General features: G+C 72.1%; 11 protein-coding genes. 4 read left to right on the top strand and 7 right to left on the bottom strand.

Annotated features, from left to right (window positions below):
- Positions 1 to 26 precede the first annotated feature (26 nt).
- The 6 genes from folK to WMF46_RS40615 all read right to left on the bottom strand — a co-directional run bounded on the left by folK (position 27) and on the right by WMF46_RS40615 (position 4,460).
- Entirely contained in the window at positions 27 to 524 is a 498-nt protein-coding gene (gene folK / locus WMF46_RS40640) for a 2-amino-4-hydroxy-6-hydroxymethyldihydropteridine diphosphokinase (protein WP_437982133.1), read from the bottom strand.
- A 133-nt stretch (positions 525 to 657) separates the two neighbouring features.
- Entirely contained in the window at positions 658 to 1,023 is a 366-nt protein-coding gene (locus tag WMF46_RS40635; RefSeq protein WP_437982132.1) for a hypothetical protein, read from the bottom strand.
- 55 nt (positions 1,024 to 1,078) lie between these two features.
- The gene (gene gshB / locus WMF46_RS40630) at positions 1,079 to 2,035 is read right to left on the bottom strand and encodes a glutathione synthase (protein WP_437741930.1); all 957 of its coding nucleotides are present in this window, start codon (positions 2,033 to 2,035) and stop codon (positions 1,079 to 1,081) included.
- 88 nt (positions 2,036 to 2,123) lie between these two features.
- Complete coding sequence (locus WMF46_RS40625; protein WP_437982131.1) at positions 2,124 to 2,990, bottom strand: anti-sigma factor family protein; 867 nt, start codon at positions 2,988 to 2,990, stop codon at positions 2,124 to 2,126.
- On the bottom strand, positions 2,987 to 3,673 hold the full coding sequence (locus tag WMF46_RS40620) for a sigma-70 family RNA polymerase sigma factor (RefSeq protein WP_437711896.1): 687 nt from the start codon (positions 3,671 to 3,673) through the stop codon (positions 2,987 to 2,989). Before WMF46_RS40620 ends, WMF46_RS40625 begins: the two co-directional genes overlap by 4 nt.
- A gap of 34 nt (positions 3,674 to 3,707) precedes the next feature.
- Positions 3,708 to 4,460 carry a polyhydroxyalkanoate synthesis regulator DNA-binding domain-containing protein gene (locus WMF46_RS40615; RefSeq protein ID WP_437982130.1) on the bottom strand — a complete coding sequence of 251 codons (753 nt, stop codon included), beginning with the start codon at positions 4,458 to 4,460 and terminating at the stop codon, positions 3,708 to 3,710.
- 96 nt (positions 4,461 to 4,556) lie between these two features.
- Here WMF46_RS40615 and WMF46_RS40610 point away from each other — a divergent pair, with 96 nt between their 5' ends.
- The 4 genes from WMF46_RS40610 to WMF46_RS40595 all read left to right on the top strand — a co-directional run bounded on the left by WMF46_RS40610 (position 4,557) and on the right by WMF46_RS40595 (position 10,429).
- On the top strand, positions 4,557 to 5,348 hold the full coding sequence (locus WMF46_RS40610) for an ABC transporter ATP-binding protein (protein WP_437982129.1): 792 nt from the start codon (positions 4,557 to 4,559) through the stop codon (positions 5,346 to 5,348).
- Between the two features lie 119 nt (positions 5,349 to 5,467).
- Positions 5,468 to 7,405 (top strand): NADH-quinone oxidoreductase subunit NuoH, encoded by a 1,938-nt coding sequence (nuoH, locus tag WMF46_RS40605; protein ID WP_437982128.1) that lies wholly within the window; start codon positions 5,468 to 5,470, stop codon positions 7,403 to 7,405.
- 133 nt (positions 7,406 to 7,538) lie between these two features.
- Positions 7,539 to 9,263: a hypothetical protein gene (locus tag WMF46_RS40600; RefSeq protein ID WP_437982127.1), complete on the top strand. Its 1,725-nt coding sequence runs from the start codon at positions 7,539 to 7,541 to the stop codon at positions 9,261 to 9,263.
- Positions 9,260 to 10,429, top strand: a complete 1,170-nt coding sequence (locus WMF46_RS40595; protein ID WP_437982126.1) for a trypsin-like peptidase domain-containing protein — start codon at positions 9,260 to 9,262, stop codon at positions 10,427 to 10,429. Before WMF46_RS40600 ends, WMF46_RS40595 begins: the two co-directional genes overlap by 4 nt.
- Before the next feature lie 98 nt (positions 10,430 to 10,527).
- Here WMF46_RS40595 and WMF46_RS40590 read toward each other — a convergent pair whose 3' ends face one another.
- Positions 10,528 to 12,012 (bottom strand): IS4 family transposase, encoded by a 1,485-nt coding sequence (locus WMF46_RS40590; RefSeq protein WP_437979672.1) that lies wholly within the window; start codon positions 12,010 to 12,012, stop codon positions 10,528 to 10,530.
- Between the last annotated feature and the right edge of the window lie 280 nt (positions 12,013 to 12,292).

Raw genomic sequence — 12,292 nt, 5'->3', positions numbered from 1 at the left:
GCGCCCGCGCGCCGCTGCCGCGCCGATCAGATGGGATCGAGCTTGCGAATGGGCGCGCTCGCCTCGGGGAGCGCGGCGTACGCGACGGCCGTGCGAGGGTCGCGCGCGTCGGGGGCGACGTCGAGCAGCGGCCTGAGCGCGAACACTCGGTCGCAGAGCCGCGGGTGAGGCACCTCGAGATCCGGCTCCGCGACGACCTCGCCCTCGATCCAGAGCAGGTCCAGATCGATCGTGCGCGGCCCCCATCGCACCGGATCGGGGCGCGTCCGCCCGAGCGAGCGCTCCACGGCGAGGGTGCGCTCGAGGATCTGGCGCGCGGGCAGCGACGTGGCGACGAGCACCGCGGCGTTCACGTAGTGGCCCTGCGGAGGGCCGCCTGCGGGCGGGGACTCGTAGCGCGACGACTCGAGGATGACGTCGAGATCGGGATCAGCGCCGAGCGACGCGATGGCGGCGCGGAGGGTCGCCAGGCGATCGCCCAGGCTCGACCCGAGCCCGATGACGACATGCCGGCGGGATCTCATGGCGAGAACCTACCACGCGCCGCGCGCATGCGGCGGCCCGCGGCGCTCCGCGCGGAGAGCGGGCGCCGCTCCGGAGATCGGCGCGAGGAGGGCGCCGGCGCGCGCGAGGAGGGCGCCGGCGCGACGGTCGCGATCACTCCCCCGGATCGCTGGCGCGGCGTCCTGCACCGAGCCGCCGGCCTTCCGGCCGCGGGGGGAAGACGCGCCGATCCTCGGGGTTGCGGCGCGGGATGGGGGAGCGGCGCTCGACGGACGGATCGCGCGGCGCCGGCTGCGCGCCGCGCTGGAGCCCCACGAACAGCGCGCGCATCTCCTCGAACGTCTCCGGCATGGCGACGGCCACGGTCGCCGCGTGCGTCCGGCACAGGCTCAGCGAGCGCCCCTGGATGACCACGCGCGCCATCCGCGTCCTCGCGCGAGGATCCCCGGGCGCACCGCCGTCCCGATCACCCTGCTCGCCGTCGCTGCACACGGCACACCGCTCGAATGACTCGCCCATGGGGGAGCCTTCGCAGAGGCGGGCGCTCCGGGCCAACTTTCCGGAGCGAAGTGGCTCACGCGCGCGCGGCCTGGCCGCGCGCCCGCTCCTCGGCCCAGGCGATCACCCTCGCCGCCGGATCCGCGCCGGTGAAGCGCCCGAGCTCCTGGATGCCCGTCGGGCTCGTGACGTTCACCTCGGTCAGGCGCTCGCCGATGACGTCGAGGCCCACGAAGAAGAGGCCGTCGGCGCGGAGGCGAGGCGCGACCGCGCGGACGAGATCGAGCTCGCGCGGCGAGAGCTCCGTCGAGACCACGCGCCCGCCGACGTGGATGTTCGAGCGGTGATCGTCGTCGCGGGGCACCCGGAGGATGGCGCCGAGCAGCTCGCCGTCGAGCAAGAGGACGCGCTTGTCGCCGTGGACGACGGCGGGCAGGTACTCCTGGACCATGGCGAGGCGGTGCCCCTCGTTCGTCATCATGTCCGCGATGGCGCGCGCGTTCTTGTCGCGCTCGTTGATCTGCAGCACGCCGAGGCCGCCCGCGCCGTCGAGCGGCTTGATCACCGCCGTGCCGCCGAGGGCGCGCACGAACGCGTGGATCTGCTCGCGGTCCGCGGTGACCAGCGTCCTCGGCGTCCACTCGGGGAAGTTCAGCGCGTAGAGCTTCTCGTTGGCGTCGCGCAGCCCGCGGGGGTCGTTCACGATGAGCGGGCAGCGCCGCGCGCGCTCCAGGATCAGCGTCGCGTACAGGTAGCTGCGATCGAACGGCGGGTCCTTGCGGATGAAGATGGCGTCCACGTCCGCGAGCCGGAGCCGCTGCGCGCCCCCCGCGAGCGAGATGAACGGGGGCGCGTCGCCGATGAGCACCGGCGAGGCCGAGGCGTGCGCCTCGCCGCCCTCGATCGAGAGGTCGCGCGGCAAGCAGTGGTAGCTCTCGTGGCCGCGCGCCTGCGCCGCTCGGATGAAGGCGAACGACGTGTCCTTGTCGTGCGTCACGCGGCTCAGCGGATCCATGACGAAGACGAAGCGCATGCGGTCTCTCGCGGTAAGGGTTGGTCGGGGTGGGATGATCGAGGGAGGGGAGAGAACGGCGCCCGCTAGAGAGCGGGCGCCGGCGCGCTCACTGCATCGCAGCGAGGACGAGCTGCGTGCTGACGTCGTCGCCGAGATCCGAGGCGAGCGCGTAGCCGACGCCGCTGCGCTCGGCGGCGGCGACCGAGTAGCCGTTGATGTTGCCCACGTAGACGGGGCGCTCGCGCACGACGCGCGGCTGCAGGATCGGCTGCGCCTTCTGCACCGGGACCGCGCGCGAGTTGAACATGTAGACCGTCACGCGGTGGTTGCCCCGCACCACGAACTGGAGCAGCGCGGCGCGCCGATCGCGCATCGTGTGCACGCGGGCGCCCATGAAGTTCGCCGGTATCGACTGGAACTGCGGCCTGCGTACCGGGACGCCGACGAACGGATCGAAGCGCGGGAGGTCCTCCGGGTTGGTCGTCTCCGGCGGCAGCGGCTGCGCGTGCTGGGTGACGAGATCGTCGAGCAGGACCTCGACGCTCTCGGTGGACGCCGCGCGATCGAGCGCCGCCCTCGCGGCGTCCGCCTTCGCGGCCTCCGACGGCGCGTCCGGCCGCCGCGCCACGCCCACGACGAAGACGACGCCCGCCGCCGCGGCGAGCGCGATCGCGTACCCCCTGTGCACAAGGCGCGGCCTCGCCTCGGCCGACTGCGCCGCGTCGCGCGCCTGCTCGTGCGCCACCGCCGCGGCGACGCGCGCCCGCAGCGCGTCCGGGCACCCCGACGGCCGCGCCCGCTTCAGGCTCGCCCGCAGCGAGCGCAAGAGCCTCACCTGCTCGAAGCACGGAGGGCACTGGACGAGGTGGGACTCGAGATCGACGGCGTGGTCCGGATCCAGCTCGCAGTCGACGTAGGCGGACAGCGCGTGGTCGAACCGCGAACAGCTCTCGATCGATTTCGCAGCGCTCATGCGGCACCCCGCTTCCGCTTGCGGTACGCGTCCAGGTCGGCGGGCGCGTCCTTCGCCGCGTCTTCGCTGACGATGCCCATCAGGACCGCGTGCTCGCGCAGCGTCTTCTGGAGGAGCTTGCGGCCCCTGTGCAGGCGCGACATCACCGTGCCGATGGGGCAGCCCATCGCCTCGGCGATCTCCTTGTAGGAGAGCTCCTCGATGTCCGACAGCACCACGGCCAGCCGGAACTCCTCGGGCAGGGCGTCGAGGGCGCGCTGCACCTCCGCCTCCACGAGCGGCGTGAGCGCCTGGGTCTCCGGATCGCGCATCGCGCGCATCGTCGTCGCTCCGACCCACGCATCGGTGAGCGGCTCGGCGTCGGGGCCGTCGAAGATGCCTCGCTCGAGGCCCCCGCGACGGTACCGGTTGATGAACGTGTTCGTCAGGATCCGAAGCAGCCAGGCCTTGAGGTTGGTACCCGGCTCGAACTGATCCCGGGCTCGCATCGCCTTGACGATGGTGTCCTGGACCAAATCCTCCGCCTCCGTCGAGCTCTTCGTCATCCGGCAGCTCACGCCGTAAAGCGTGTCCAGATGACCCAGCAGCTCGATCTCGAAGGCGTCGGCTCGGCCACCATCGGTGCTGGCCAACGACAGGTCCTGCGCTACGGACGCAGGTTTCTTGCTGAAGAAGAACGGCATGGGCTCATCCGGGGGAACAGAGGAGCGCCCAGGGCTATTCCAGCCTGCTCTCGCTCCCTTGACCCTCGCGACCCTCGCCCGCGGATTCGTCCGCGCCGGAGCCCGCCTGGTGCGGAGCCGCGCCCTCGATGGGTTCACCCGCGCGTCCCTGGAGCTTCGCCTCCAGCTCGTCAATGCGCTGCGACAGGCGCTTGACATCGGACTGGAGATCGCGAACGAGCCCGAGGCCCGGGAGGATGGCGCGGATGCGCTCGTCGACGGCCTGCTGCCACTGATCGAGCGTCTGCTTCGAGCTCTCGACGATCCCGCTCAGGCGCCCCTTCGCGTGGCTCGACCTGTCTGCGTCGAGCGGCGGGGGCGGATGGGACGAGGGCGACGCGGGCGTCGCCTGCTCCGTCCCCGGGGCGGGCGCCGTTCCAGGCGCCGCCACGCCACCCTCGCCAGGGACCGCGCCGGGGATGAGCCGGCCGATCGGGCCCTCGCGCAGCTGCGAGAGCAGCCGCTCGCCGCGCTCCTGGATCAGATCTCTCAGCGTGCCGAGCGGGACCGAGCGCGGCTGCGATTTGAGATCTTCCGAGATGATCAGCGCCAGCGTGACCTCGGTCTTGTCCTCCTTGGTCGCGTTGTCGATGATCTGGACCTCTTCGCCAGCCCGGACCATCTCCCCTATCTGCTGCAGGGTGACGTAACGACTGTCCTTCGTGTCGTAGAGCTTCCGATTGGAGTAGCGCTTAATAACGCGACGCGGTACCTCGCCGCCTCCCAGAGTCTCCTTCGCCGTTTCCATCTCCTCTACGCCTCGAGTCGATTGGACCACCGCAAGAAACCTCGCGCAAGGGAAGATCACTCGATATCACTCAAATCATTCGACAAAAGAGACCGCGTGCAGGGGCCGGCGATCGATCTGCGTGACGTGGCCGCGAGCTATCCCACCGGGAGGCTGGCGCTGGAGGGGATCAGCCTGGATGTGCGCGCGGGCGAGCTCTGCGCCGTCCTGGGGCCGAACGGCGCGGGGAAATCGACGCTGGTCCGGGTCCTCTCGGGGGCCCTGAGGCCGGCGCGGGGCGAGGCGACCCTGCTGGGGAGGCCGCTCGCCGGCATGGACCGGCGGGCGATCGCGCGGTGCGTGGCGGTCGTGCCGCAGGGGATCACCTCGGCGCCCGGCTTCTCGGTGCGCGAGGTCGTCATGATGGGCCGCGCGCCCCACCAGGGCGCGTGGATGCTCGCCGCCGGCCGGGACGAGGAGGCGGTCGCCCGCGCCCTCGACGCCTGCGATCTCGTGGGGCTCGCGGAGAGGCCGGTGGCCGAGCTCTCCGGCGGCGAGCAGAAGCGGGTGGCCATCGCCCGCGCGCTCGCGCAGGAGGCGCAGGTGCTGATCCTCGACGAGCCCGGGGCGCACCTCGACATCCGCCACTCGATCGAGGTCCACGAGGTCGTGCGCAGGGAGGTGGCCGAGCGGCGCCTCGCGTGCGTCGCGGTGCTGCACGACCTCAACTCGGCCGCCCAGTACGCCGACCGCGTGGCGCTCCTCAAGGCCGGGCGGCTGGTGGCCCACGGCACCGTCGAGGAGGTGATGACCTACCGCCGGCTCAAGGACGTGTTCGAGGCAGAGCTCTACGTGGGCGTGAACGAGCTCGACGGCAGCCGGTACTTCCTCCCCGTCCGAGGCCGGTAGGGAGACGGACAGCGCGAGCAGGAGCGCTTTTCTCCGCATTCTCGACCGCGCGAGCGGCGCGGTTTATAAGCGGCACCATGCGCGGATCTCCTCCCTGGAGAGCTCTCTCTCGAGGCTTCTTGCCGTGCCTCCTGGCCCTCCTCGCGCTGCTCGGCGCGGCCGGCTGCGCCGAGAGCAGGACGGCGCCCGAGCTCCTGAGCGTCGTCGACGTCGTGCCGCGCGAGGTCGACCTCGGCGACCGCATCGAGATCCTCGGGACCAACCTGCCGACCGCCGAGGCGAAGGAGGCGGTCGTCACGTTCCGCGGCACCCTCCGCCGCCCCGGCCAGGCGCCGCTCACCGGCCAGAGCATCGAGCTCGAGGGCGCGCAGGTCAGCAGCACGAAGATCTCGCTGGTCTTCTCCGAGGGCCTGCAATCCCGCTTCGCCGGCCGCGGCGACGACGCGGTGCACACGACCTTCCACGGCGACGTTGTCGTCGAGATCCCCGCGACCGCGCAGGGGGCGCTCCCCGTGAACGGCACGGTGAGGGGCGTCACGATGGACTTCCTCCCGCCGACCCCGCGCCGCGCCGTCATCGAGGCGCGCGTGAAGGAGGGGGCGCGGGCGCTCGCGTTCTTCGGCGTCGAGGTCGCGGCCGAGTCGCCGCCCGCCGGCGGGCTCGTCGTGTCGGGCGTGCGCGACGGGAGCCCGGCGAGCCAGGCAGGGCTCCAGCCCGGCGACGTCATCACGCGCTTCGAGGGCGTGAAGGTCCTCTCGAAGGCCGACGTGATCCCGAGCGGCCATGATCGGCGGTCCGCGGTCGGGATCCGGCGGGGCGGCGCGACCCCGTCCGAGATCGAGCTCTCGACCGAGGGGTTCCACGCGAGCGCCCCGACCGATCTGCTCGGCGCCGGGATCCTCCTTGGCGTGGCCGCCGCGATCATCCTGCTCTTCATGGCGCCGACCGCGGGGATCATCACCTGGGTCGAGCGCCGCGTCTCGGCGCGCATGCAGTCCCGCATCGGGCCGAACCGCGCCGGGCCGCAGGGCCTCCTCGTGTGGGTCGCCGACGGGATCAAGTCGATCATGAAGGAGGACGTCATCCCGGCCGAGAGCGACAAGGCGCTCTTCCGGCTCGCGCCCTACCTCGTGTTCGTCGGCGTGTCGGCCACGTTCGTCGTCATGCCGTTCGGCCAGTACCTCATCGCGGCCGACCTCGACATCGGGATCCTCTTCGTCATCGCCGTGACGTCGCTGGTCACCATCGGCCTCATGACCGGCGGCTGGGCGTCGAACAACAAGTGGTCGCTCCTCGGCGGGATCCGCTCGGCAGCGCAGATCATCAGCTACGAGATCCCCGGCGCGGTCGCGATCGTGTGCATTGTCATGATGACGGGCTCGCTGCGGCTCCAGGACATCATCGGCGCCCAGGGCGGCGCCGGGCCCTCGCTCCTCGACGTGGGCGGCTGGCCCTGGCACTGGTTCGTCTTCCGCAACCCGATCACGTTCGCGCTGTTCTTCCTGTATTTCACGACGGCGCTCGCGGAGGGCAACCGCGCGCCGTTCGACCTGCCCGAGGCGGAGAGCGAGCTCGTGGCCGGCTACTCGACCGAGTACTCCGGCATGCGGTACCTCTTCTTCTTCTTCGCCGAGTGGGCGAACGTCTTCGTGATGTGCGGCATCGCGAGCGCGCTCTTCCTCGGGGGCTGGCAGATCCCCGGCGTCTCGCCGGCCCAGCAGGAGGCGAGCTTCGGGCTCCAGCTCGTCGGCGTCTTCCTCTTCCTGCTGAAGAGCTGGGCTCTCGTCTTCGTGGTCATCTGGATCCGCTGGACGCTGCCGCGCGTCCGCATCGACCAGATGATGAACCTGTGCTGGAAGTGGTTCGTCCCGCTGTCGTTCGCGGCCTTCCTTCTGACGGCGCTCTGGATGGTGATCGGCGTCAGCAAGACGGTCCAGCTCGTCATCAGCGTCGTCACCTTCGCCGCCTGGGCGTACCTGTTCATCCACTTCATCCGCAGGGTTCAGCACAACCTGCGGGAGGCCAAGGTTGCGCTCCACCTGAATCCGTTCCTCTGAGCGCAAACCGCGGTGCCACCTCGGCCTTGCGCTGAGGTATGCTGTCGGCGTGGCGGTCCCCTCGAGCCCGGCCTCCGACTTCTGCTCCGCGTGCGGGTTCCCGCTGCGTGGGCCGCGGTGCGAGGCGTGCGGGGTGGACCGGTCGCCAGTGCTCTCCGCCTCGCGCAAGCCGCCCGCGGACGCGGACTGGGACGGGAGCTCGATCGACGCCTGGCGCACGCGCGACCCGGTGCGCTTCGTCGCGCACTGCGCCTCCGCGGAGGCCGGGGCGAGCCTCCAGGCGACGACGCTGCAGGAGGGCGTGGGGTGGATCGTTCCGCTCGGGGCGATGACGCTCTTCGTCTCGCTCGACGCGGCGAACGAGCGGGTGTCGATCGACGTCCCCGTCGTGCGCGTCGCGGAGCGGCACCGGGTGCCGCTGCTCAGGACGGCGCTGGAGCTGTCGAGCGGCCCCGAGCCGTTCCGGCTGTGCATGCGGGAGGATCTGCTGCTGCTCCGCCGCGTCGGCCGCGTCGCCGCCTTCACGCCGGAGGCGCTGCGTCAGGCGCTGCGCGAGAGCGGCGAGGCGGCGCAGCGGCTCGGGGAGACGATGGGCGCGTGGTTCGACGCGCGGCCGCCGTTCTCCGAGGAGCAGCGGGCGAGCCTCACGTGGTCCTCGGCAGGCCGCGCCCGGCCGCTCAAGAGCTTCACGGTCCCGCCCGCGCCTGCCCGCCAGCAGAGCGCTCCGTCGGTGCGGGCCGGCGCGCCGGCGACGCCGGTCTCGGGGGCGCGGACGCCGCTCGAGGAGCTGGCGGCGTGGGCGGCGCCCCCCCTGCCGCGCCTGCCCGAGTCGGTCGCGCGCCCCATCCGCGACGCGGACGCGATCCCCGACATCCTGTCCCCGTCCCTGGCGTCGGCGCCGATGCCGGCGGCGGGCGCCGCGTCGTCGAAGAACGGCGGCGCGCCCGCGCCCAAGGCCGGCATCCTCCCGCCGGCGCACGACGCCGGCGCGGCGTCGAAGGCGATCGGCGGCGTCGCGAGCCCGGGGTCCGAGGGCGGCGCAGCGAAGCCGGCTCCGGGGAGCGCGGCGGCCGCGGCGCCGCTGTCGGGTGAGCAGGCGGCGGCCGGGGAGACGCCGGCGCAGGTCAGCGATCGCCGCAGCGCGCGCACCGTGCCCTTTCGTCGCTCGTCCTCCATCATGGCGGCGACGCCGCTGTCGGTGCGCCCGCCCGCGCTGCCGGAGGTGGAGATCGAGCCTCCGTCGCGCCGGAGCATCCCGTCCCGCCCGGAGTCGGCGAACGCGGCGGCCGATCGGTTCTGCCAGCTGCTCCGGGACGCGCAGGTGCTCGGCGCGGCGCTCAGCTTCCAGGAGCGGCCGGGCGTCATGGTGCTCCTGATCCGGTGCACGGTCTTCCGCGCGATCTACGAGCACGGCGAGGCTATGCCCGACGCGGTGGCGCACCTCTACCGCTGCACGGCGGCCGCGACCCGCGAGCTCATCCAGGCCGAGGGCGGCGCGCGCCGCGGGAACACCGCGGGCGTCGCGGAGCCGGCGCTCCTCGCGATGGAGCGGCTCGTGGCGGTGCGCGGCCAGGTGCCCGAGGAGAAGCCGCTCCACATCGATCCGCTCACCACGGCGGCGCTCGCGCGCGAGCACCTCGGCCGCTACCTGCGCGAGATCGAGCGCGCGCCGGCCGACCCGATGCTCCGCCACTTCCTCGCGATCGGGGCCCTGTCCGAGCTCCTCGTGCGCACGAAGCTGCCCGCCAAGACCGAGCAGCGGCTGCGCGACATCGTCGCCTACGCGCAGCGGGACGGCGCCAAACCCGGCACGATCGAGCTCCTGATGACGGCGCTCTCGAGGATCGTCGCGCAATGACGTCGCAGCTGGCGCCGCACGGCGACGGCGATCTCGCGCTGCTCCACGAGCGCGTCGCCCGCGCCCGCCGCTCGGTGGTGGCGATCCGCGCCGGCGCGCTCGTGACGACCGGCTGGGTGGCGCTCGGCAACGGCGTCGTGGTGGCGAGCCGGCGCGGGCTCGGCTACCCGACGGAGGTCGCGCTGACGTTCGAGGACGGGCGGGGCATGGCGGGGCGGGTGATCGCCGCGGACGTGGGCCGCGACGTGGCGCTCGTCGCGCCGGCCGATCCGCCCGGCGTCGCGGCGCTCGCCGTCCGCGCGGCGGCCGAGCCGCGGCTCGGCGAGCGCGCCGCGGTGCTGAGCTGCCTCCCGGGGCAGAGCCTGCGCCTCGCGGTCGCGCGGGTCTGCCACGTGGCGCGCAAGGTCGACGGGCAGCTCCCGGCGTTCGAGCTCGACGTGGCGGCGCCCCTCGGCGCGCCGGTGCTCGATCCCGAGGGGCGGGTGATCGGCGTTGTCGCGGCGCCGTCCGGCGCGGCCGGGGAGCTCGCGGGTCACTGCGTGGTGGTCCCAGCGGGCGCGTTCCAGCCGCTGCTCGCCCTGGGGGATCGGTCGCTCGCGGAGCTCAGGGACCGGGCGCCGGTGTACCGCTGCCCGGCGTGCGAGGAGCCGTTCGACGTCGAGTGCGACCGGTGCCTGGGCTGCGGCCGCCTGCTGCCGCACGCGTACCCGCCGTGTCCGGCGCGCGCGGGCGTCGAGCGGGTGATCCGGCAGGGTCTGTCGGCGCTCGGGCTCATCGCCAACCGGGTGCGTGTCGGTCCGAGGGCGTGGCGCATCGCGCAGCGGCCGTACCCCACGGCGGAGACGGCGACGCAGGTGGACATCGAGATCGACGAGACGGGGCGCCTGCTGACGCTGCGCGCGCCGGTCGTGGGGCTGCCGTCGGCGAACCACGAGCCTTTCTACCGGTTCCTGCTCACGATGAACGACCAGACGACGGGGGAGTTCCGCGTGTCGCTCACGGGCGACGAGGTGTCGGCGTCGTGCGTGGCGTCGCTGGAGGGCTGCGCGGACCACGATGTGGCGCTGCTCATCGATGGGCTCGTGCAGATGGCCGACGAGTACCGGAGGACGCTGGCGGAGACGTTCGACGCGGCGCCCAGGTTCGAATCGGCCGCGGTGCGCTGAGGGGGAGGCCCGTCGGCATCAACCAAGCGCGTTCAGGGCCCCACGCCCACCCCCAGCCGTCGCCGTCGTGAACGTGGTCGTGGTCGTCTGAGGATTGATCACATTTCCCCCTTAATTTTCGCTGTGTTGGCGAGGGCGGCGTTCCAGCCCGTCTCCAGCATGAGCAAGGTTTGCATTCCGCGTGCGAGCGTCAGCCAGCCGGGGGGACCGTTGCGCTTGAGGTGTCCACCAAGACCGGCAACGGCGTAGAGCGCATCGACTACCGTCGCCCCCTGAGCCGGCAGCTTCTTGGGCTGGTGCTGGTGCAGCAGCTTCAGCTGCGTGGGGTTCAGGGCTCGTTCCGCGGGCGCGTTGGGCTCAAGGCGTGACAGAGAGCGCAGCAGCAGCATCTGCCACGCGATCGGGGCGAACAGCGCCATCGCGTTCGTCAGGCTCCGGAAGCTCTCGAGCTGGCGCGTCTCGAGGGCGCAGCCGGTCTTGAGCGCCTTGAAGAACTCCTCGATGAGCCACCGTGCCCGGTAATGGTCGACGATCGCTGCGATCTGGTCGGGCGTGTCGACGGGCTCGTTGGTCGCCAGCACCCACGCGACCGGCTCTTCGCCCGCTGGCGTGTCGATCTCCTGCACCAACACGACGTTGACCGCGAGCTCTTCGGCCAGCTCGGGCAGGTAGTAGGGACGGCGCAGCGCCACGCGCCGAGCGCCGACGCCCAGCGTGGCGCTCCGCTCCGAGCGCGCGGGGTGCGCGCGCTTGCTCGCAGGTACCGGTCCGGCGCGGCGTTGGGTGAGCACAACCTCGCGACTGAGCCGGATCGGCAGCTCGACCAGCGCCTCGCTCAGCCGCAGCGGAGCGCTGTCGTCGAGCGATTCCTCTTCGTCCTCGGCCAGCTCCGACACGTTCCGATCGCGCGCCATGCGCACGACGAAGCGGTGGCCCTGCTCGACCATGGCGCACAGAAGCGGGTAGGCGTCGGCCTCGCGGTCCATGACGTGCAGCAGCGACGTGCGGTCGCCCACGGCCTGCTCGGCCGCCTCTACCTGCCGCAGCCAGCGCGTCGACTCCTTGTCGGTCACGCGCGCATAGTCGCTGCCCGTCCTGTTCTTCTTGCGTGGGCTCTTGGAGAGGGCGGAGGCTTTGCGGGCCCAGCAGGCAAGGCCCAGCAATCCGAGCGGCTGGTTGATCGCGTCGGTGGCCACGGCGAGCGTCGCGTGCGCCAAAAAGCCCTGCGTGTCCTTGCCGTTGAGCGGACCGAGCCCTTTGCGTGCTCCGTCGCCGTCGAAGGCGACCGCGGTGGTGTCATGCACCGCGCGAACCGTGTCGTGACCGGCCATGCGCTCGAGGGTCTGCTCGCTGTGGGCTTGCACCAGCGCACCATACGACACGCGCTTGTTGCCAAGGAGCCGGTAGAAGCCCTCCAGCTCTGCCTCTGTCTTCAGCGAGTCCGGGAAGCTCTCGCCCGGCGCGACGCTCAGCCGCGCCACCACAGCCCGGACCCGCTGATGCAGGCGCGCATCGCCCAGCTGCACCGTCTCGAACTCGCGAACGATCGAAGGCGTCGTTTCCGGCACATCGGGATTTCCCATGACATTTCAGACGCTTGGCGCGTCCGAAACGGATCAAAAAATGTGCGGGATCCTCAGTCGTGGTCGTGAACGTGGTCGTGGTCGTGGTCGTCAACGGCTCGGTCGTGAACGTGAACGTCCCGCTCCGGCGTTCCGCTGCCCTCCGCGATGGGCCGAAACGAAAGCTTCCGGCGCGGAGGCGCGTCGGAAGCTCTCAGAACGCGTCGGAAACCTCCGGAGCGCGTCGGAAGGTCTCACAGGCGCGCCGGAGGTGTTGGTTTGTGAGCCGGGCTGCTCGATG

Source organism: Sorangium sp. So ce117 (assembly GCF_051524395.1).
Lineage (GTDB): Bacteria > Myxococcota_A > Polyangia > Polyangiales > Polyangiaceae > Sorangium > Sorangium cellulosum_B.
This window is presented reverse-complemented; position numbering and strand designations above follow the sequence as displayed.